The sequence below is a fragment of the Streptomyces sp. NBC_00554 genome (assembly GCF_041431135.1).
Classification (GTDB): domain Bacteria; phylum Actinomycetota; class Actinomycetes; order Streptomycetales; family Streptomycetaceae; genus Streptomyces.
Genome location: NZ_CP107799.1, coordinates 1,544,677 through 1,566,278, shown reverse-complemented (window position 1 = coordinate 1,566,278; position 21,602 = coordinate 1,544,677). Strand labels below are relative to the sequence as shown.

The following is a 21,602-nucleotide window of genomic DNA, read 5'->3' as shown; positions in this document are numbered from 1 at the left end:
GCCCTTGGGGGGCCACGGGGTGGATGCGCCGTTCAGTGGTGCGGCGACACGTGCGGCACCACCAGCACGAGCGGAACCCCGTCGCAGGGAACCAGCCGCATCCCCTCGAAGCTCTCGGCCCGCGCCCGCGTCAGCACGGATCCGAAGTCCGGCCCCTTGGTGAGCGACCCGGCCAGATGTGCGGGATCTGCGGACGCGGCCACCCGCCCCCGCGCGTTCACCAAGTAGGCCGCCCCCGGCAGCCGTTGGAGCAGCGGGATCACCGCCGACTCGAAGTGCCGCAGATAGACGTCGGCCGCGGCGACCCCCACGAAGTCGCCCTCCACATGCACGGGCGCGGACAGCGTCAGGCTGTACTCGTCGGAGCAGAGGTAGTCCACATAGGGCCCGGCGACGGCGCGCTGCCCGGTGTCGCGGGGGAGGGCGAACCAGTCCCAGTGCGTGTAGTCGGAGTACGCCGAGTGCTGCGGGTCGAGGTCGAGCAGCAGCGGTCGTACGTCCCCGCCGGCGCCCTGCTGCCACCACTCCAGCCACGCCGGTACGTCGCTCAGCAGGCCCGGCGCGGCGACGAACCCGACGCCCGACACCAACTCCTGGCGGGCGAGCCGGAGGTGGAGCCCGGGGCGCAGCGCGGCCAGGTCCGCGCTCGCGGGACGACGGCCCTGCGCGGCGACCCTGGTGAGCAGGGCCGCCGTATCGGCCCGGGTGGCGGCGACGGCCTCGAAAACGGCTTCCACGGTGGAGCGGACCTGTGCGGCCACGGCCGCCTCCGGTGTCGCGTCAAGCGTCGCCGCGGCGCCGGCCGGGGCGGGGCTCCTGCTCATGGGTGCCCTCCAGCGGACGGGGACCGGACGCGGTGCGTGGCATCGCGAGGCGCAGGGTGATGAGCCGCGCCGTCGAGTCCTGCACGCACCGCTCGGCCAGCGCTCTGGCCGAATCGTGGTCCCCATCTTGCACCGCCGAGATTACGGAGCGGTGACGGTCCGAGACCTCTTCACGATATTCGTCGTTCCCGAGCACGAGACACAACAGAGCCCCCACCTCCGTCTGGAGGGCGACCTGTTCGCGGGTCAGCCTGGCGGACTGTGCCGCCGCTGCCAGCTCGACATGAAACCGGCCGTAGACGCGGCTGCGCGCGGCGGCCTCCTCGGCGGAGGCCAACTCGTCCAGCGTGCGCCGCAGTTGCTGTAGGTCACCCGGTTCCGTGCGCTGTGCCGCGAGCCGGGCCGCCGCACCCGACACGGCGGCCCAGTGGTCGCCCAGGTCGCGCAGCTCCTCGGTGCTCCAGGCGGCCAGCCGGGCCCTGAGCCGGTCCTCACCGGGGTCCTCGGGGAGCGACACGAAGCTGCCGCCGCCGCGCCCCCTGCGGGTGATGACAAGACCCTGCTGCCGCAGCGCCATCAGGGCCTCACGCAGGGTCACGGTGGAGACGCCGAGCTGTCCGGCCAGCTCGCTCTCGCCGGGCAGCTGCTCCCCGTCGGCGAGCAGGCCGAGCTCGATGGCGTCGCCGAGCCTGCTCACGACCGTGTCGACCCGGGCCCGGTTGTCCACCGGGGTGAAAACGGCTCGCCGGACGCCTTCGCCGTTGTGCTGCCTCACGGTCACCGCCTTGTCCGTTGACTCAACCTTTACTCTAAGGGGGTCTTGAGCTTTGAACTATGACTTCATATCTTTCACTCCAACGTTCGAGTGCACCAGAAAGGTTCCCGACCATGGAGGGAAGTGCGGTCCGGCTCCAGGGACTGCGGAAGGCGTTCGGTGACACGACCGCCGTGGCCGGAGTCGATCTGGAGATCGCCGACGGAGAGTTCTTCTCGATGCTCGGCCCGTCCGGCTCCGGCAAGACCACGGTCCTGCGGATGATCGCGGGCTTCGAGAGCCCGACCTCGGGCCGCATCGAACTGGCCGGACAGGAGGTCACGGGGCTCGCCCCGTTCGAGCGGGACGTGCACACCGTCTTCCAGGACTACGCGCTGTTCCCGCACATGACCGTGGAGCAGAACGTCGCGTACGGCCTCAAGGTCCGCAAGGTGCCGAAGGCCGAGCGGCTCCTGCGGGCCCGCAAGGCGCTCGCCGACGTACGCCTCGAAGGATTCGGCGGCCGGCGCCCCGGCCAGCTCTCCGGCGGCCAGCGGCAGCGCGTGGCCCTCGCCCGCGCCCTCGTCGGGCGCCCCCGTCTGCTGCTCCTCGACGAGCCGCTCGGCGCCCTCGACCTCAAGCTGCGCGAGCAGATGCAGGTCGAACTCAAGGCGATCCAGCGCGAGGTCGGCATCACCTTCGTCTTCGTCACCCACGACCAGGAGGAGGCCCTGACGATGAGCGACCGTATCGCCGTCTTCAACCAGGGCCGGATAGAGCAGGTCGGCACCCCGGCCGAGATCTACGAACGGCCCGCCACCCCCTTCGTCGCGGGCTTCGTCGGCACCTCCAACCTGCTCGAAGGAGCCTCCGCCCAGCAGGTCGTCGGCGACGCGGGCACCTACAGCATCAGGCCCGAGAAGATCCGGGTTCTGAAGGAGTCCGCCATCGCGGACGAGCCGGAGCACTCCACCGCCACCGGCACCGTCGTCGAGGTCGTCTACCTGGGCGACGCCACCCGTTTCCTCGTGGACCTCGACGCGGGAGGACGCCTGACCGCGCTCCAGCAGAACCTGGAGACCTCCTCCGAGGACGTCGCCGCCTACCGCGGCACCCGCGTCCGGCTCCAGTGGCACCGCCGCCACAGCTTCAAGGTGCCGGACGCCCGCTGATCCCCACCACGCCAGGCCCCTCACGTATGGAGACACTCGTGCGCCTCAACCGAACCACCAAAGCCGCGGTAGCCGTCGCGGCGCTCCTCGCGGCCACGGCCTGCGGCTCGTCCGACTCGGGCTCGTCCTCGTCCACCGGCCTCAACCCCCCTGACCTCAAGGCTCAGTCCGAGCTCGGCAAGACCGAGGGCGAGGTCAACCTCATCGCCTGGGCCGGCTATGTCGAGGACGGCTCCAACGACCCCGAGGTCGACTGGGTCAGCGACTTCGAGAAGCAGACCGGCTGTCAGGTCAACACGAAGACCGCGGCCAGCTCCGACGAGATGGTCAAGCTGATGAAGACCGGCCAGTACGACGCCGTCTCCGCCTCCGGCGACGCGTCCCTGCGCCTCATAGCCTCCGGCGACGCGGCCCCTGTCAACACCGACCTCGTGCCCAACTACAAGGACGTCTTCAGCGGCCTGAAGCAGCAGGCGTGGAACTCCGTCGACGGTACGGCGTACGGCATTCCGCACGGGCGCGGCGCCAACCTTCTGATGTACAACACCGAGAAGGTCTCGCCCGCCCCGACCTCCTGGTCCGCGGTATTCGACGACGCGTCCCAGTACAAGGGCCACGTGGCGGCGTACGACTCGCCGATCTACATCGCCGATGCCGCCCTGTATCTCAAGGCGACCAAGCCGGAGTTGAAGATCGAGGACCCCTACGCGCTGGACCAGGACCAGTTCGACGCGGCCGTCGACCTGCTGAAGAAGCAGAACGCGAACGTCGGCGAGTACTGGAGCGACTACCTCAAGGAGATCTCCGCCTTCAAGAGCGGTGACTCCGTGGTCGGCACCACCTGGCAGGTCATCGCCAACCTCGCCGAGGGCGAGGGCGCCAAGGTGAAGGCGATCGTGCCGAAGGAGGGCTCCACCGGCTGGTCCGACACCTGGATGCTGTCCGCCAAGGCCGAGCACCCCAACTGCGCCTACAAGTGGATGGACTGGATCATCTCGCCGAAGGTGAACGCCCAGGTCGCCGAGTACTTCGGTGAGGCCCCGGCCAACTCCAAGGCGTGCGACGAGACCAGTGACGCGTCGTTCTGCGACACCTTCCACGCCACCGACGAGAGCTACTTCAAGAACATCGCGTTCTGGAACACGCCCATCGAGCAGTGCCTCGACGGACGCACCGACGTGAAGTGCGTGCCCTACGCCAAGTGGGTCCAGGCCTGGACCGAGATCAAGGGCTGAGCGACAAGATGACCTCCACCGCGCAGGCCGCCGGACGGTCCCCCGTCCGGCGGCTCGCCGGGACCCTGCACCGCCGCCCCCGGCTCAGGCTGTCCCTGCTGCTGACCGCCCCGCTGCTCTGGCTGGCGGTGCTCTACCTCGGCTCACTGGCCGTGCTGTTCATCTCGGCGTTCTGGACGACGGACTCCTTCACCTCCGAGGTCGTGAAGGTCTGGTCCACCGACAACTTCGAAGCGCTCTTCACCACACCCGTCTTCCGCCAGGTGATCCTGCGCAGCGTCGGCGTCGCGCTCGCGGTCACCGCCCTGTGCGCGGTGATCGCCTTCCCGGTCGCCTTCTTCACGGCCCGGATCGCCAAGCCGAAGTGGCGCCCGCTGCTCGTGGTCGCCATCCTCACGCCGCTGTGGGCGAGTTACCTCGTCAAGGTGTACGCCTGGCGGCTGATCCTCTCTCAGGGAGGCCTCGCCGACTGGATGTTGAAGCCGCTCGGGCTGAGCGGACCCGGGTACGGGCTGACCGCGACGGTCATCGCGCTGACCTACCTCTGGCTGCCGTACATGATCCTGCCGATCCACACGGCACTGGAGCAGCTGCCCGCCAACCTGCTCGACGCGTCGGCGGACTTGGGTGCGCGCGCCGGACGCACCTTCCGCTCCGTGGTCCTGCCGATGGTCCTGCCGTCCGTGGCGGCCGGCTCGGTCTTCACCTTCTCGCTCAGCCTCGGCGACTACATCACCGTGCAGATCGTCGGCGGCAAGAGCCAGCTCATCGGCAACCTCGTCTACTCCAACATCGAACTCAACCTGCCGATGGCCGCCGCGCTCGGCACCGTGCCCGTCGTGGTCATCGTGCTCTACCTGCTCGCGATGCGCCGCACCGGCGCCCTGAGCAGTCTCTGAGGAGCCCGCTGTGCAACTGTCCCGTTCCGCGCGCATCGCGCTGCGCGTCGCCGCAGGGCTCGGCTTCGCGGTCATCTACGTTCCGCTCGCGCTCGTCCTGGTCAACTCCTTCAACCCGGACCGCAGCGCGAGCTGGCCGCCGCCAGGGCTCACCTTCCACTGGTGGTCGGTCGCCTGGGAGAACACGGGCGCCCGCGAGGCGCTCTGGGTCTCCGTCAAAGCGGGGCTCGGCGCCACCGCCATCGCCCTGGTGCTCGGCACACTGATTGCGTTCGCGGTGGCCCGGCACGGCTTCTTCGGCCGCGACGCCATCTCCTTCGTGGTCGTCCTGCCGATCGCGCTGCCCGGCATCGTCACCGGCATCGCGCTCAACTCGGCGTTCAGCACCGTACTCGAGCCGCTCGGCGTCGGCCTCGGCATGTTCACCGTGGTCGTCGGGCACGCCACCTTCTGTATCGTCGTCGTCTTCAACAACGTCGTCGCGAGACTGCGCCGTACCTCAGGCAGTTACGAGGAAGCGGCCATGGACCTGGGCGCCGACACCTTCCGGGCCTTCGTCGACATCACCTTCCCGCTGATCCGCTCGGCGCTCCTCGCGGGCGGACTGCTCGCCTTCGCGCTCTCCTTCGACGAGATCGTGGTGACGACGTTCACGGCCGGACCCGGCGTCGAGACCCTGCCGATCTGGATCTTCAACAACATGACACGGCCCCAGCAGGCACCGGTCGTGAACGTCGTGGCGGCGGTCCTCGTCCTGCTCTCGGTGATTCCGATCTACGTGGCCCAGCGGCTGTCGGCCGACACGGCGACGGAGAGCAGGATCTGACACGGTGACCGAGAGCAGGATCTGAACCGGCTGCGCGCTATCCGGCGAACTCCCGCATCCACGCCTCCACTTCGGCGGCCGAGCGCGGGAGCCCCGCCGACAGGTTCTCGTACCCGTCCGCCGTCACCAGCAGGTCGTCCTCGATCCGGACGCCGATGCCACGCCACTCCTCGGGCACCGTCAGGTCGTCGGGCTGGAAGTAGAGGCCGGGCTCGACGGTGAGCACCATGCCCGGTTCCAGTACTCCGTCGACGTACTCCTCGTTTCGGGACTTCGCGCAGTCGTGGACGTCGAGTCCCAGCATGTGGCCGGTGCCCGCCATGGTGAAGCGCCGCTGCAGACCGAGTTCGTACGCCCGCTCGGCCGGGCCCTCGATGAAGCCCCACGCCACGAGGCGCTCGGCCATCGACCGCTGAGCCGCCTCGTGGAAGTCCCGGTAGTCCGCGCCAGGCTTCACAGCGGCCATGCCGGCCTCCTGGGCCTCGTACACCGCGTCGTAGATCTCGCGCTGGAGCGGGGTGAACGTGCCGTCGATGGGGAGTGTGCGCGTGACGTCGGCGGTGTAGAGGGTGCGGGTCTCCACGCCCGCGTCGAGCAGGAGGAGTTCGCCCGGCCGGACCGGGCCGTCGTTGTCCGTCCAGTGCATGATCGTGGCGTGCTCGCCGGCGGCACAGATGGAGCCGTAGCCGACGTCGTTGCCCTCGACGCGGGCGCGGCGGAAGAAGGTGCCCTCGATCCACCGCTCGGAGGTGGCGACCGCCTGCGACAACTCCCGTACGACATCGGTGAATCCACGGACCGTCGCGTCCACGGCCCGGCGCATCTCGCCGATCTCCCACTCGTCCTTGACCAACCGCAGCCCGGACACCGCCTCTTCGAACTCGGCGTCCCGCTCGTCGTCCGTGGCGAGCGCCGCGTCGAGCACGGCGTCGTGGCCGCGTACGAGACGGGTCGGTACGCCGGTGTCCTTCAAGTCCTCGGCGATCGTACGGATGTCACGGCACGGCAGGCCGAGCACCCGCTCCGACTCGGCGAGGGAGCGGCGGCGGCCCATCCACAGTTCGGCCGTCTTGCCCGTCCAGAACTCGTCGCTGTCCCGGGTGTCGCGGGGGAGCTGGTAGCAGTGCGCGTCGTGACCGCCGTCCGCGCGCGGCTCCAACACCAGGGCCCCGTCTCGGGCCTGATCCCCCGTCAGATGGACATAGCCGGAATACGGGCGGAACGGGTAGGGGGTGTCGTTCGAGCGGGTCTTGAGGCTTCCGGAGGGGACGACGAGGCGCTCGCCCGGGAAGCGGGCGGAGAGCGCGGCGCGGCGGCGGGCCGCGTAGGGCGTCTGTTCGTTCGGCTGGAGGTCACGCTTTTCGGTGTCGGCCCAGCCCGTCCTCATCAGGGCGGAGAGCTCCGCGGAGACACCTTGGTAGAGGCCGTTCTTTCGACCCTTGGCCACGGTCAGGCACCTTCTTCTGCAGTCTTTTTCGGGTTTCGGGTGAGGCGTGACCGAGCCTAGATGCCCTTGGCCGAAAAGGAAACATGTGACATAGTACTGACGTGACCAAGCGACTGACCTGCGACGTCGTGGTCGTCGGAGCCGGAATGGTGGGCGCGGCAAGCGCCCTCTACGCGGCTCGGGCGGGCCTGGACGTCGTCCTCGTGGACCGCGGCCCGGTGGCCGGCGGTACCACCGGCTCGGGCGAGGGCAATCTGCTCGTCTCCGACAAGGAGCCGGGCCCCGAGCTGGAACTCGCCCTGCTCTCGGGGAGGTTGTGGACCGACCTCGCCCAGGAGGTGGGGGAGGCCATCGAGTACGAGGCCAAGGGCGGCCTCGTCGTGGCAGCCACGCCCGAGGGGCTGGCCGCGCTGGAGACTTTCGCGGTCGGGCAGCGCGCCGCCGGGGTTGAGGCCGCAACGGTCGCCGCCGGGCAACTCCACGACCTGGAGCCCCACTTGGCGCCCGGCCTCGCGGGCGCCGTCCACTACCCGCAGGACGCCCAGGTGATGCCGACGCTGGCCGCCGCCCATCTCGTACGCGCCTCGGGTGCCCGCCTGCTCACCGGCCGGACGGTCACGGAGGTGCTGCACACGGCGGACGGAGCGGTGCGCGGTGTCCGTACGGACAAGGGGGAGATCCACGCCCCGGTCGTCGTGAACGCGGCCGGTACCTGGGGCGGAGAGCTGGCCGCGCTCGCCGGAGTCTCCCTTCCCGTGCTTCCCCGGAGAGGCTTCGTCCTCGTCACCGAACCTCTGCCCCGCATGATCCGCCACAAGGTGTACGCCGCCGACTATGTGGCCGACGTCGCGAGCGACTCGGCCGCACTGCAGACCTCGCCGGTCGTGGAGGGGACGGCCGCGGGGCCCGTGCTGATCGGCGCGAGCCGTGAACGGGTCGGCTTCGACCGGACGTTCTCGCTGCCGGTCGCCCGGGCCCTCGCCGGGGGCGCCACGCGCCTCTTCCCCTTCCTGGAAAAGGTGAAGGCGATGCGCGGGTACCTGGGCTTCCGCCCCTACATGCCCGACCATCTGCCCGCGATCGGTCCCGACGCGCGGGTGCCGGGCCTCTTCCACGCCTGCGGGCACGAGGGTGCGGGCATCGGGCTCGCGACCGGTACCGGGTACTTGATCGCCCAGGTGCTGAGTGGCAAGTCCCCGGATCTCGACCTCGGACCGTTCCGGCCCGACCGCTTCCCCTCTCCCGCGCCCGAGGAGGCCCAGTGAGTTCCCGTACCCCGCTGGAACTGGCCGACGCCCGGCCCGGACCGGCCTTCACGGTCACGCTCGACGGACGCGAGATCGAAGCCCTGCCCGGACAGACCGTCGCCGCCGCACTCTGGGCCGCGGGCGTCACCTCCTGGCGCACCACCCGGGGCGAAGGACGTCCGCGCGGCGTCTTCTGCGGCATCGGCGTCTGCTTCGACTGCCTGGTGACGGTCAACGGCCGCCCCAATCAACGGGCTTGCCTGCTGCCGCTGAACCCGGGGGACGCCATCCGCACACAGGAAGGAACCGGTCACGATGGCTGAGGGAACCCGCCTGGCCGTGATCGGCGCCGGCCCCGCGGGGCTCGCCGCCGCGCTCGCCGCCGCCGCGCGAGGTGTCCACGTGACGGTGATCGACTCCGGTGCGGAGGCCGGCGGCCAGTTCTACCGGCAGCCCGCCGAAGGCCTCGGCGCCCGTCGCCCCCAGGCCCTGCACCACCAGTGGCGCACCTGGGAGCGGCTGCGCGACGGACTCGGCGCGCACATCGCCAGTGGACGCGTGGTCCACCTGACGGAACATCATGTGTGGTTCGTGGAAACGGACTTGAACGGATTCACCGTCCACGCCCTGCTCGGACCCGAGCAGGAGGAGCCCGCCGAGGTCCACGCCGACGCCGTACTGCTCGCCACCGGTGGATACGAGAAGGTGCTGCCCTTCCCCGGCTGGACCCTGCCCGGTGTGGTGACCGCGGGTGGCGCGCAGGCCATGCTCAAGGGCGGGCTGGTCCTGCCGGGCCGTACCGCCGTGGTGGCGGGCACCGGGCCGCTGCTGCTGCCGGTCGCCACCGGGCTCGCCGCGGCGGGTGCCGAGGTCGCCGCGCTCGTGGAGTCCGCGGACCCGAAGGCGTTCGTGCGGCAGGGCGGGACGTTCGCGGCGTATCCGGCCAAGATCGCGGAGGGCGCCCAGTACGCGGCCGAGCTGCTGCGGCACCGGGTGAAGACCCTCGTGCACCACACCGTGGTCGAGGCGCACGGCGGGGACCGGCTGAGCGCCGTGACCATCGCCGCCCTCGACGCCGACGGCCGGGTACGGCCCGGCACCGAACGGCGCATCCCCTGCGACACGCTCGCCGTCGGCCACGGCATGCTGCCGCACACCGACCTCGCGGAGGCACTCGGCTGCCGTATCGACGGGCTCGGCGTGCACGTCGACGACGAGCAGCGCACCGATGTCCCCGGAGTCTGGGCGGCCGGCGAGACCACCGGCATCGGCGGGGCGGCCCTCTCGCTCGCCGAGGGCCACATCGCGGGACGCTCGATCGCCGCCCGGCTCTCCGGCGCCGAACCGGACCCGCGCGGCTGGGCGGCCGCAGCGAGGACCCGTACGAAACTGCGGAAGTTCTTCGCGGCCGTCGACGGCGCCTACGCACCGCCCGCGCACTGGACCGAGCTGATCACCGACGACACGGTCGTCTGCCGCTGCGAGGAGGTCACCGGCGGTGCGATCCGCGAGGCCGTCGGCGAACTCGGCGCGGGCGATGTCCGCACGGTGAAGCTGTTGACCCGGGCCGGTATGGGCTGGTGCCAGGGCCGGGTGTGCGGTCCCGCTGTCGCGGGGCTCGCCGGATGCGAACTCACGCCGTCACGGCGGCCGTTCGCCCGGCCCGTACCGCTCGGGGTGCTGGCCCGCGCGGGGGAGTCCGAGGAGCCCTGAGCCCCGCACCGCGCAGGGCGCCTCGGCCCGTGATTACCAGCAACCTATGGCTGATTACCAGCAACCTATGACTGCCAGTAAAATGTCACACCCTATTGAGATGGGACCGCTCATGACCACCACCGAGAACCGCCCCTGGCGCGGAGTCCTCGTCGCCACGGCCCTTCCGTTGAACGACGACCTCTCCGTCAACTACGAGAAGTTCGCCGAGCACTGTGCCTGGCTCGTCGAGAACGGCTGTGACGGCGTCGTGCCGAACGGTTCCCTCGGCGAGTACCAGGTGCTCACGCCCGAGGAGCGCGCCAAGGTCGTGGAGACGGCCGTGGCCGCCATCGGCGGCTCCCGTGTGATGCCCGGCGTCGCCGCCTACGGCTCCGCCGAGGCACGCCGCTGGGCCGAGCAGGCCCGCGACGCCGGCTGTGCCTCCGTGATGCTGCTGCCGCCGAACGCCTACCGTGCCGATGAGCGCTCCGTCCTCGCCCACTACGAGGAGGTCGCCAAGGCGGGCGTGCCGATCGTGGCGTACAACAACCCCATCGACACCAAGGTCGACCTGGTCCCCGAACTGCTGGCGAAGCTGCACGCCGCGGGCCACATCCACGGCGTCAAGGAGTTCTCCGGCGACGTACGCCGCATCTACCAGATCCAGGAGCTGGCCCCCGAACTCGACGTCCTGATCGGCGCCGACGACGTCCTCCTGGAGCTGGCGATCGCCGGTGCGAAGGGCTGGGTCTCCGGCTACCCGAACGCGCTGCCCAAGGCCACCGTGGAGCTCTACCACGCGGCGATCGAGGGCGATCTGAAGACCGCGCTGCCGCTCTACCGGAAGCTGCACGCGCTGCACCGCTGGGACTCCAAGGTCGAGTTCGTGCAGGCCATCAAGCTGTCCATGGACATCGTCGGCCGGCACGGCGGCCCGGTCCGGCCGCCGCGGGTCCCGCTGCTGCCGGAGCAGGAGGCCGCGGTGCGCGCCGCGACCGAGAAGGCCGTCGCCGACGGTCTCGCCTGACCGTCGCCGGTGGTACGGGACCGGGTGCGGCCGGTCCTACACCGACCGACGGGCGCGGTGGGCGGCCCTCACCGACCGCCGCGCCCGTCACCCCTTCACCTCTTCATCCGTGTCCCACGTTCAAGGGAGCAGCTCGGACATGCGCAGCAAACTCGTCCTGCACGCCGTCGACTCGCACACCGAGGGAATGCCGACCCGGGTGATCACCGGCGGCATCGGCACCATCCCCGGCGCGACGATGAACGAGCGCCGGCTCTACTTCCGTGAGCACCGTGACCACATCAAGCAGCTCCTGATGAACGAGCCGCGCGGGCACTCGGCGATGAGCGGCGCGATCCTCCAGCCGCCCACCCGCCCCGACTGCGACTACGGGGTCATCTACATCGAGGTCTCCGGCTATCTCCCGATGTGCGGCCACGGGACCATCGGTGTCGCCACCGTCCTCGTCGAGACGGGGATGGTCGAGGTCGTCGAGCCCGTCACCACCATCCGCCTGGACACCCCGGCGGGCCTCGTCGTCGCCGAGGTCGCGGTGGAGGACGGCGCCGCGAAGGCGGTGACGCTGAAGAACGTCCCCTCCTTCTCCGCCGGCCTCGACCGCAAGATCACGCTTTCCGACGGCCGGACGGTGACGTACGACCTGGCCTACGGCGGCAACTTCTACGCGATCCTGCCGCTGGAGCAGTTCGGACTGCCCTTCGACCGGACCCGCAAGGACGACATCCTCGCCGCCGGTCTGTCGCTGATGGAGGCGATCAACGCGGAGGAGGAACCCGTCCACCCCGAGGACCCGTCCATCCGCGGCTGCCACCACGTCCACCTCATCGCCCCCGGCGCCACGGCACGGCACTCCCGCCATGCGATGGCCATCCACCCCGGCTGGTTCGACCGTTCGCCCTGCGGTACCGGCACGAGCGCGCGCATGGCGCAGCTTCACGCCCGCGGTGAACTCCCCCTGAACACCGAGTTCGTGAACGAGTCGTTCATCGGGACGCAGTTCACGGGACGGCTGCTCGGCACCACCGAGGTCGCCGGGATCCCGGCCGTACTGCCCAGCTTCACCGGCCGCGCCTGGGTGACCGGCACCGCCCAGTACCTGCTGGACCCCTCCGACCCGTTCCCCGCCGGATTCGTCCTCTAGACCCCTCCGACCCGTTCTCGGCCGGACTCATCCTCTAGATCCCTCCGACCCGTTCCCGGCCGGACTCATCCTCTAGACCCCACGGGTCCCAGGAGCGCACCACATGACCCTCGTCGTCAGCCACAACCCCGCCCGCCCCGCCGACATCCTGACCGAAACGCCCGCCACCGGACGCCAGGGTGTCCTCGCCGCGGTCGAACGCGCCCGTGCCGCCTCCCGCCTCTGGGCCCAGGGCGGCGCCGCGCGCCGCGCCGCCGCCCTGCACGCGGCTGCCGAGCGCGTCGAGCAGGCGGGCGACGAACTTGCCGCGCTCGTCGTCCGCGAGGTCGGCAAGCCCATCACCGAAGCACGCGGCGAGATCGCCCGCGCCGTCGCGATCCTGCGTTACTACGCACAGCAGCCGTACGACCCGGTCGGCTCCGTCCACGAACCGGCGGCCGGGGCAGGACTGCTGTTCACCCGCCGCGCCCCGCACGGCGTAGCCGGGCTGATCACGCCCTGGAACTTCCCACTCGCCATCCCCCTCTGGAAGGCCGCGCCCGCGCTCGCCACCGGCAACGCGGTCGTGCTCAAGCCCGCACCACCCGCCACCGCGTGCGCGCTGCGGCTCGCCGAACTCCTCGACGGAGTGCTTCCGGAGAGCGTGTTCACGGTCGTGCCCGGCGGGGCCGAGGAGGGCATGGCGCTGGTCGACGGCGCCGACGTCGTCTCCTTCACAGGCTCCACCGCCGTCGGCCGGGCCGTCGTACAGGCCGCGACCGCGAGCGGCACTCCGGTACAGGCGGAGATGGGCGGCCAGAACGCCGCCCTCGTGCTGCCCGACGCCGACGTGGAGACGACCGCGGCGCAACTCGCCGCCGCCGTCGCCGGATTCGCGGGCCAGAAGTGCACGGCCACCAAGCGGATCATCGCGGTCGGCGACCCGGGGCCGCTCCGGGACGCCCTGATCGGCGCGCTGAACGCCCTGCGCACCGGAGACCCCGCCGACCCGGACACCGTGTGCGGCCCGCTCATCTCCGCCGCGGCCCGCGACGCCGTCCTCGCCGCGGCATCCGGGGGGCGCTTGCTGACCGGGGGAGTGCGCCCGGCCGGACTCGACGGCTGGTACGCCGCACCGACCCTCGTGGACCGGCTCCCCGAGGGCCACCTGCTGGCCACCGAAGAGGTCTTCGGGCCGATCGCCGCGCTCAGCTCGGCGCCCGACCTGGACACCGCGATCGCCTGCGCGGGCTCCGTGGCCCACGGCCTGGTCTCGTCCGTGCACACCGCCGACCTGGACGCCGCCCTGCGCTGCGCCGACCGGCTCGCCACCGGCATGGTCAAGGTCAACGCCCCCACCACCGGCGTCGACTTCCATCTGCCCTTCGGCGGTGAGAAGGCCTCCAGCCACGGCCCGCGCGAGCAGGGCAAGGCGGCCCTCGACTTCTACACCAGGACCCGCACGGTCACGATGCTCTCCGCCGCATAGATACTGGTAGCACGTGACATTGCATATGCCCGTACCAGGAGGACGACGACCCATGGCCGCCCAGCGCACCAGCGCCCCGCCCGCCGCTCCCGACCTGCCCTCGCTGGGCGGCAAGAAGAGCAGCTACCGCGAGCGTGTCGCGGACGCGCTGCGCGCCGCGCTGATCGCCGGTGAACTGCGCGCCGGCGAGATTTACTCCGCGCCCACCCTCGCCGCCCGCTTCGGCGTCTCCGCGACCCCGGTGCGCGAGGCCATGCTCGACCTCGCCAAGGAAGGCCTCGTCGACACGGTCCCGAACAAGGGCTTCCGGGTCACCGCGGTCTCCGAGAAGCAGCTCGACGAATACACCCACATCCGCTCGCTGATCGAGATCCCCACCACCGTCGAGCTCGCCACGGCGGCCGATCCGGTGGCACTGGAGGCTCTGCGCCCTGTGGCCCAGGAGATCGTGACGGCCGCGGCGGCCGGTGACCTCATCGCGTACGTCGAGGCCGACATCCGCTTCCACCTCGGACTGCTCGCCCTCGCGGGCAACGCGCACCTGGTCGAGGTCGTCGGCGACCTGCGCAAGCGCTCCCGCCTCTACGGCCTGAACGCCCTCGTCGAAGCGGGCCGCCTGGAGGACTCCGCCGAGGAGCACCTGGAACTCCTCGACGCGCTGCTCGCCCGCGACAAGGAGGCCGTACGCGCCGTCATGACGCGGCACCTCGGGCATGTACGGGGCCTGTGGGCCGCCGAGTCCGAGTAACTGCCTGTGAAGTGACCTGAGTTAAGGAACAGTGTGCCCGCCCTGACCCGAACCGAGGCCGAGGCGAGGGCCCGGCTGCTGACCGTCCACCGCTACACCGTCCACCTCGATCTCACCGGCGGGGACGAGGAGTTCGGCTCCCGTACGGAGATCGGCTTCACCGCCCGCGAGGGCGCCGACACCTTCGTCGAGCTGAAGCCCTCGACCCTCCACAGGGCCGTCCTCGACGGGCGGCCACTCGATCCGGCCACACTCACCGACGGGCGTCTCCCGCTCACCCTCACCTCGGGCGAGCACACCCTGCTGATCGAGGCGGACATGCGCTACTCCCGCACGGGGGAGGGTCTGCACCGCTTCACCGACCCGGCCGACGGCGAGACATACGTCCACAGCCAGGCGTTCCTCGACCAGGCCCAGCGGATCTTCGCCTGCTTCGACCAGCCGGACCTCAAGGCGGTCTTCGACGTCCAGGCCGCCGTGCCGGCCGGATGGACGGCACTCGGCAACAGCGTCGGCGCCGAACCATGCAAGGACATCTGGGAGTTCGAGCCCACGCCACCCCTCTCCACTTACCTCTTCGCCCTGGCCGCGGGCCCCTGGCACTCCGTCCGCACCGAGCACGCGAACCTGCCCTTCGGCCTGCACTGCCGCCGCTCGCTCGCCGCGCACCTCGATGCGGCCGAACTTTTCGAGATCACCCGACGCTGCTTCGACCGGTACGCCCAACTCTTCGCCGAGCCCTACCCGTTCGACTCCTACGACCAGATCTTCGTGCCGGAGTTCAACGGCGGAGCGATGGAGAACCCGGGCCTGGTCGCGTACAAGGAAGCCTTCCTCTTCCGCTCCGAACCCACTCCGTACGAACGCGGCTACCGCGCCAAGACCCTCGCGCACGAGATGGCCCACATGTGGTTCGGCGACATGGTCACCATGCGCTGGTGGGACGACCTGTGGCTGAACGAGTCGTTCGCCGACCTCATGGCTTATGAAGTGACCGGCGCCTGGCCCGAGTTCACGGTCCACCGCAAGACCTGGGGCTACGACGCCGACCAGCGCTCCTCGACCCACCCGGTGGCCCCCGCCGCCGTACCCGACACAGCTGCCGCCCTCCTCAACTTCGACGGCATCTCCTACGCCAAGGGTGCCTCGGCCCTCCGCCAACTCTCCGTCTGGCTGGGCGAGTCCACCTTCCGCGCCGGAGTCGACGCCCACCTCACCCGCCACCGCTTCGGCAACGCCTCACTCGCCGACCTCGTCGACACCCTGACCGAGGTGTCCGGCCGCGATGTGCGGACCTGGGCGGAGGCGTGGCTGCGGACCACTGGCGTGGACACGATCCGTGCGGAGTGGGCCCCGGAGGGGCCGAGCGGGACCTGGCCCGGCCGCGAGCCGGACGGCGTCACCGCGACCGGCACACGGGTGTCCGAGGGCGCCGCCTCCGTCGCGGAACCTACGTCGGAACGTGCCGGTGGGGCCCGCCGGGGTGGGCCGGGAGGCGTCGCCCCGGGGTGTGCGCTCTGGGGCGACGGTTCCGCCCCGGAGCCTGCACCGGAACGTGCCGGTGGTGCCCGTGAGGGGGAGCTGGGCGGCGTCGCCGCGGGCGGCGGGCGGGTGGGCGAGGGTGTCACCTCTGTCCCGGAGCCGACGCCGGTCCGTGCCGGTGGGGCCCGCCGGGGTGGGCCGGGAGGCGTCGCCCCGGGGTGTGCACTCTGGGGCGACGGTTCCTCCTCGGAGCCTGCGCCGGAGTGTGCCCGTGGGGCCTGCGAGGGCGAGCCGGACGGCGTCGTCCCCGGGTGCCCGCGTGGGCGTATCGGCTCCGTCGGCACCGGTGGGCTGGACCGCGTCACGTCGGTCGGCGGGAGAGTGGCCGATGGTGCCGCCTTCGTCCCGGAACGCACGCCGGGTGCGGGCGCTGCGGCCGGTGAGGGGGAGCCGGACGGCGTCGCCTCCGGGTGCCCGCGCGGGCACATCGGCTCCGCCCGCACCGACGGAACGGACGCCGATGCAACCCTCGCCGTGCGCAGCACCGGCGCCCGACCGCACCGCCTCGCCCTCGGCCTCTACGACTACGACGACCGGAGCCGCCTCGTCCTGCGCGAGCGGATCCTTGCCGAGCCCGGTGGGACGTACGACCTCGTGCGGCGCCCTGTCCTGCTGCTGCCCAACGACGGTGATCTCACCTACGCCAAGGTGCGTCTCGACGCCGGCTCATGGGCCGCCGTCACGGCGTCGTTGTCGTCGATCGAGGACCCGGGGACCCGCGCGGTGCTGTGGACCGTCGCCCGCGACCTCGTTCGCGACGGTGAACTCCCGCCCACCGCCTACCTGGAGCTCGTCGCCCGGCACCTGCCGTACGAGAGCGACCCGGTTCTCACCGAGAGCGTTCTCGGCTTCGCCCGCACCACGGTCGCCGACCAATACGTGAACCCGGGACAGCGCCCTGCCGCGCTGGCCGCCCTGGCGGACGTAAGCCGCGCCCTCCTTGGCACGGACCGGCACGCGGCCGCCCTGCGTACCCTCATCGACTCGACCTCCGCCGACGAGCTGCCGGACGTACCCGAGGGCGACCTCGAACTCCGCTGGCGGGCCCTGCTGCGCCGCTGTGTGCTCGGGGCGGCGGACGAGAAGGAGATCGACGCGCTGGAGGCGGACGACCGCACGGCCGCCGGCCGCGAGGGTGCCGGCCGCTGCCGGGCCGCGCTGCCCGGCAGGGCGGCCAAGGAGGCGGCTTGGCGCGCGCTGTTCGGCGACGAGCTGCCCGTACCGCTCCTTGCAGCCACCGGCCAGGGCTTCTGGCAGCCCGAACAGGCGGATGTGACCGAGGAGTTCGCACCGCGCTGGTTCGACGCAGCGACCGCGCTCGCCGAACGCCGGGGCCCCGCCGTGGCCGCCGCGCTGGCCCGGCACACGTTCCCCGCCCACACGGCGTCCGCAGCAGTCCTCGGGGCCGGTGAGCGGTGGCTGGAGCGCGGAAACCCCGCACCGGCCCTGCGGCGCGGGGTCACCGACCGGCTCGACGACCTGCGCCGTGCCGTGTCCGTACGAGGACCGGGCGGCGGTGCCGCCCCCTGACCGAGCAGTGCGTGGTGCTTGGCGAGCGCAAACGGATCTTCCTCGCCGCTCACAGGATTTCGACGGGTATCACCCAGCTCGCCGACAGCTTCCGGTCCATCATGCAGACACCCGTGGCCACACCCTGACACCGTCCCTACCCTGGGCCGATGCAGCTGGAACTGCGTCACCTGCGGACCCTGCGGACCGTCCGCGACCATGGCAGCCTCAACCGCGCCGCCGCCGCACTCGGCGTGTCCCAGCCCGCGCTGACCAACCAGCTCAAGCGGATAGAGGAGTCGCTGGGCGGCGCGGTGTTCCGGCGCGGCACGAGGGGCGTCGAGCCCACCCCGTACGGCGAGTTCATCCTCGCGAAGGCACGCACGGCGCTGTCCGCCTTCGACGACATCCTCGCCGCCCACCCGGACGAGACGCCGGTCCGCGCCGTCCGGCTCGGCACGGTCGCGAGCCCCATGGCCCTCGACCTCGCCGACCGGCTCGGCTTCCTGCTGTCCGGCGCGCCCGTCACCGTACGGACCGAGGGTGCGGTGCGGACGCTGCTGGAGATGGTGGCAGGGCAGCAGCTCGAATGTGCCGTCGTCGGCGACTACCCGGGCTACGACGCGCGTCCCGAACCGCCCGTCGAGTACCGCCTGATCGCCGTCGAGCCGGTCTTCATCGCCGTCGGCGCGCAGCATCCGCTGGCGGCGCGTGACGAGGTCGACCTCGACGAGCTGGCCGAGGAGACCTGGGTGCTGCCGCCGTCCGACGGCATGGGCTGGCCCGAGCACCTGGTCGACACCTGCGAGGCGCGCGGCTTCACACCCCGCGTCCGCTACCGCCTCGTCGACAACTCGCTGCGCCGCGAACTCATCGCCACCGGACGGGCGGTGAGCCCGGTTCAGCCCACCTTCCGCACCGACGCCGGCATCACCGTGCGCCCCATCAAGGGCGACCCGATGTGGATGCGCTACCACCTGGTGTGGCACGGCAAGGGGCCCCTCGCACCCTACGGCGACGAGCTGGTGCGGCTGGCGCAGCAGTCGTACACCGCCACCATGGAGAACGCCTCCGGATACCTGGCGTGGGCCGCGCGGCGCGGCGGTATGGCGGGTAACGGTACGGAGTAGGGGATATCACGGCAGCGCAACAACCAGGGGTATAACTCCTGGGAGTTATAGCGAGCTGGCATTACCCGGCCCCCTGGAGCGCGTGCCAAAGTCCGGCCATGCGCCTCACCCTCAACCGTTCGGCGGACGTTTCCGCTGATGACACCTCCGCGATCACTCCCGCCCCCCCGGCCACGGGACGCACGGGACGCTCGCCGAAGGCTCTGGCCTGGGCCCGGCTGCGGCGCGACCGCGTGGGGATGGTCTCGGGCGCGGTGGTCCTGTTCTTCTTCGTCGTCGCTCTCGCGGCTCCGCTGATCTCGGCGGTGTACGGCAAGGACCCGTACACGCTGTACGGCACCGACATCCTGGGCCTGCTCAACGAGTTCAACTACCCGGTCAAGCCCAACGGCGGCATCGACGGCGAGTTCTGGCTCGGCATCGAGCCGCAGCTCGGCCGCGACGTACTCACCCAGCTCCTGTACGGCATCCGCACCTCGCTGCTGATCGCCGCCGCGGTCGTCGTGATCGTCACGGTCGTCGGCAGCCTCGTCGGCATCGCGGCCGGCTACCTCGGCGGCAGGGCCGACTTCGTGATCAGCCGGATCATCGAGGTCACCATCGCGTTTCCTTCGACCCTGCTGTTCATCGCGGTCACCCCGATCGTGCTCTCGTACTTCGTCGCCTCCGACGAGAACACCCCGACCTGGATGCGGGTCGCCACCCTGGTCATCGCACTGTCGCTGTTCGGCTGGACGCGGATCGCCCGGCTGCTGCGCGGCCAGGTCCTCTCCCTCCGCGAGAGCGAGTACATCAAGGCGGCCAAGGTGTACGGCGCGAGCCCCTGGCGGATCGTCACCAGGGAGCTGCTGCCCAACCTCTGGACGCCGATCCTGGTGTTCGTCACCCTCGACCTCCCCGCGATCGTGACCTCCGAGGCCGCCCTGTCCTTCCTCGGCGTAGGCATCCAGGAGCCCACCCCCGACTGGGGCCGCATGATCAAGCAGGGCGCCTCCTACTACCTGGACGACTTCACGTTCATGGCCGTCCCCGGCGTCGCGATGATCGTCTTCGTCGTCGCCTTCAACCTCTTCGGCGACTCGGTCCGCGACGCGCTGGACCCCAAGTCCCACCGCTGACCCACCCGTTGAAGCCTCCCTGCCCTGCCACCACCCTGCCGTTTTCTCCCGTACCCGAGAATGGAACACCCGACATGAACCGCCGACTGTTCCTCCAGTCCGCCGCCGCGATGGTCGCCGGCACCGCGCTCACCACCGCCTGTAGTTCGGGCGGTGGCGGCGGCACCAGCAGCAAGAAGGGTGCGGCCAAGGCCGTCTCCGCCCTGAAGGTGAAGATCGGCACCGCGGCCGACTCCCAGGGTCCGGTCACCGTCAAGGGCGCCACCAAGGGCGGCACGGTCAACGTCATCGAGGCCCTCGACATGGCGCACGCCGACCCCGGCCGGGTCTACGACTCGCAGTCCGGCACCCTCGCGCAGCTGGTGCACCGCCGGCTCACCTCGTACAAGCGCGTCGGCGACGAGCTGATCCTGGTCGGCGACCTCGCCACCGACACGGGCACCGCCTCGGACGGCAACAAGACCTGGACGTACACGCTGAAGGACGGCGTCAAGTTCTCCGACGGCACGGCGCTGACGTCGAAGCACATCAAGTACGCCGTCGAGCGGCTCTGCGACAAGGACATCACCGACGGCCCGACCTATCTGCCGATCTGGCTCTACGGCGAGAAGTTCTCCGGTGCCACCCCGGACGACGACGCCATCGAGACCCCGGACGACAGGACCGTCGTCTTCCATCTCAAGGCGCCGCAGACCGACTTCCCGTTCGCCTGCGCCTTCGCGGTGACCGCCCCCGTCCTGGAGGAGGCGGCGAAGGACAAGGACGCCTTCGACAAGATGTCGATCGGCACCGGGCCGTACAAGTTCGTCAGCCGCACCGACACCGAGATCGTCCTGGAGCGCAACACCCACTGGGACGCCGGAACCGATCCGGTCCGCGCCCAGTACCCCGACCGTTTCGAGTACACGATCGGCACCGCCTCGCCGCAGCTCTCCCAGGAGCTGGCGAACGCCACCGGCGACGGCAGCGCCAAGATGACCAACATCACGGTCGTCGACTCGACCTATCTGCAGCGGGTCAGCACCGACCCCGAGCTGAAGGCCCGCACCCTCAGCGAGCGTGGCATCACCCTGCGGTACGCGGCCGTCAACTGCAGGCGGATCACAGACGTCCAGGTCCGCAAGGCCCTGATGACCGCCTTCCCGAAGTCCGGTGTCCGGGGCATCTTCGGCGGCGCAGCCTGGGGCGACATCGCCACCGACATCCTCACGCCGGTGACCCTCGGCTTCACGAAGAACGACGTGTACGGGCTTCCGGACGCCGGTGACCCGGCCGCCGCCAAGGCGATCCTCAAGAAGGCCGGCAAGAGCGGCCAGAAGATCGTCTTCGCCTACTCGCAGACCGACCAGTGGGACAAGGCGAGCCTCATCGTCAAGAAGGCCCTGGAGAAGGCCGGCTTCACGGTCGTCGTCAAGCCCCTGGACGCCGCCACCTACTGGACCCAGATCGGCGCGACCGACAACGAGTTCGACATGTACGTGGCCGGCTGGACCCCGGACTGGCCGACGGGCGCGGGCACCATACCCACAGCCTTCGACGGCCGGCTGATCTTCGACGGTTCCTCGAACTACTTCATGTACGACAACGACGAGGTCAACGCCGAGATCGACCGCATCAAGAACGAGGTCACGGACGCCGACGAGGCGGGCAGGGCCTGGTCCGCGCTCGACAAGAAGATCATGGAGGACGCCCCGCTCGTCCCGTGGGGCCTGGAGGCCAAGACGTATCTCCACGGCGAGCAGCTGGGCGGCGGATACATCGCCATGTCGCCCACCGGTTTCCAGGGCACGCACGTCTACGTGAAGAAGTAAGGCGCGCCC

General features: G+C 70.8%; 18 protein-coding genes. 15 read left to right on the top strand and 3 right to left on the bottom strand.

Annotation, left to right across the window (positions count from 1 at the left end; genetic code table 11):
* Positions 1–32: 32 nt before the first annotated feature.
* A complete protein-coding gene (locus tag OG266_RS07050; RefSeq protein ID WP_266473053.1) occupies positions 33–824 on the bottom strand; it encodes a cache domain-containing protein in 792 nt (263 codons plus the stop codon).
* Positions 781–1,599 (bottom strand): FadR/GntR family transcriptional regulator, encoded by an 819-nt coding sequence (locus OG266_RS07045; RefSeq protein ID WP_371543851.1) that lies wholly within the window; start codon positions 1,597–1,599, stop codon positions 781–783. The genes OG266_RS07050 and OG266_RS07045 overlap by 44 nt, the downstream gene beginning before the upstream one ends.
* A 113-nt stretch (positions 1,600–1,712) precedes the next feature.
* Here OG266_RS07045 and OG266_RS07040 point away from each other — a divergent pair, with 113 nt between their 5' ends.
* Genes OG266_RS07040 through OG266_RS07025 form a run of 4 tightly spaced genes read left to right on the top strand, consistent with a single transcriptional unit; the run spans position 1,713 to position 5,710 of the window.
* The gene (locus tag OG266_RS07040; RefSeq protein ID WP_371543850.1) at positions 1,713–2,750 is read left to right on the top strand and encodes an ABC transporter ATP-binding protein; all 1,038 of its coding nucleotides are present in this window, start codon (positions 1,713–1,715) and stop codon (positions 2,748–2,750) included.
* Positions 2,751–2,776: 26 nt separating this feature from the next.
* Entirely contained in the window at positions 2,777–3,985 is a 1,209-nt protein-coding gene (locus OG266_RS07035; protein ID WP_371543849.1) for an ABC transporter substrate-binding protein, read from the top strand.
* An 8-nt stretch (positions 3,986–3,993) separates the two neighbouring features.
* Positions 3,994–4,884 (top strand): ABC transporter permease, encoded by an 891-nt coding sequence (locus OG266_RS07030; protein ID WP_326719444.1) that lies wholly within the window; start codon positions 3,994–3,996, stop codon positions 4,882–4,884.
* A 10-nt stretch (positions 4,885–4,894) separates the two neighbouring features.
* On the top strand, positions 4,895–5,710 hold the full coding sequence (locus tag OG266_RS07025) for an ABC transporter permease (RefSeq protein ID WP_371543846.1): 816 nt from the start codon (positions 4,895–4,897) through the stop codon (positions 5,708–5,710).
* A 37-nt stretch (positions 5,711–5,747) separates the two neighbouring features.
* Here OG266_RS07025 and OG266_RS07020 read toward each other — a convergent pair whose 3' ends face one another.
* The gene (locus tag OG266_RS07020; RefSeq protein WP_371543845.1) at positions 5,748–7,157 is read right to left on the bottom strand and encodes an aminopeptidase P family protein; all 1,410 of its coding nucleotides are present in this window, start codon (positions 7,155–7,157) and stop codon (positions 5,748–5,750) included.
* 101 nt (positions 7,158–7,258) lie between these two features.
* Between OG266_RS07020 and OG266_RS07015 the strand changes: the two genes are divergently transcribed.
* From OG266_RS07015 to OG266_RS06965, 11 genes are all read left to right on the top strand, one after another.
* Positions 7,259–8,422, top strand: a complete 1,164-nt coding sequence (locus OG266_RS07015) for an NAD(P)/FAD-dependent oxidoreductase (protein ID WP_371543843.1) — start codon at positions 7,259–7,261, stop codon at positions 8,420–8,422.
* On the top strand, positions 8,419–8,727 hold the full coding sequence (locus OG266_RS07010) for a (2Fe-2S)-binding protein (protein ID WP_266473043.1): 309 nt from the start codon (positions 8,419–8,421) through the stop codon (positions 8,725–8,727). Before OG266_RS07015 ends, OG266_RS07010 begins: the two co-directional genes overlap by 4 nt.
* Positions 8,720–10,117 carry an FAD-dependent oxidoreductase gene (locus tag OG266_RS07005; RefSeq protein WP_371543841.1) on the top strand — a complete coding sequence of 466 codons (1,398 nt, stop codon included), beginning with the start codon at positions 8,720–8,722 and terminating at the stop codon, positions 10,115–10,117. Before OG266_RS07010 ends, OG266_RS07005 begins: the two co-directional genes overlap by 8 nt.
* 112 nt (positions 10,118–10,229) lie before the next feature.
* Complete coding sequence (locus OG266_RS07000; RefSeq protein ID WP_371543839.1) at positions 10,230–11,126, top strand: dihydrodipicolinate synthase family protein; 897 nt, start codon at positions 10,230–10,232, stop codon at positions 11,124–11,126.
* Positions 11,127–11,265: 139 nt separating this feature from the next.
* Positions 11,266–12,267: a proline racemase family protein gene (locus tag OG266_RS06995; protein ID WP_371543838.1), complete on the top strand. Its 1,002-nt coding sequence runs from the start codon at positions 11,266–11,268 to the stop codon at positions 12,265–12,267.
* 103 nt (positions 12,268–12,370) lie between these two features.
* Complete coding sequence (locus tag OG266_RS06990) at positions 12,371–13,735, top strand: aldehyde dehydrogenase (RefSeq protein WP_266473039.1); 1,365 nt, start codon at positions 12,371–12,373, stop codon at positions 13,733–13,735.
* A gap of 52 nt (positions 13,736–13,787) precedes the next feature.
* Complete coding sequence (locus OG266_RS06985) at positions 13,788–14,483, top strand: GntR family transcriptional regulator (RefSeq protein WP_371543837.1); 696 nt, start codon at positions 13,788–13,790, stop codon at positions 14,481–14,483.
* A gap of 33 nt (positions 14,484–14,516) precedes the next feature.
* Positions 14,517–17,555, top strand: coding sequence for an aminopeptidase N (pepN, locus tag OG266_RS06980; protein ID WP_371543835.1), 3,039 nt, complete (start codon positions 14,517–14,519; stop codon positions 17,553–17,555).
* 149 nt (positions 17,556–17,704) lie between these two features.
* Entirely contained in the window at positions 17,705–18,664 is a 960-nt protein-coding gene (locus tag OG266_RS06975; RefSeq protein ID WP_371543834.1) for a LysR family transcriptional regulator, read from the top strand.
* Positions 18,665–18,762: 98 nt separating this feature from the next.
* On the top strand, positions 18,763–19,782 hold the full coding sequence (locus tag OG266_RS06970; protein WP_371543832.1) for an ABC transporter permease: 1,020 nt from the start codon (positions 18,763–18,765) through the stop codon (positions 19,780–19,782).
* Between the two features lie 74 nt (positions 19,783–19,856).
* Positions 19,857–21,593: an ABC transporter substrate-binding protein gene (locus OG266_RS06965; RefSeq protein ID WP_371543830.1), complete on the top strand. Its 1,737-nt coding sequence runs from the start codon at positions 19,857–19,859 to the stop codon at positions 21,591–21,593.
* The last annotated feature ends 9 nt before the right edge of the window (positions 21,594–21,602 follow it).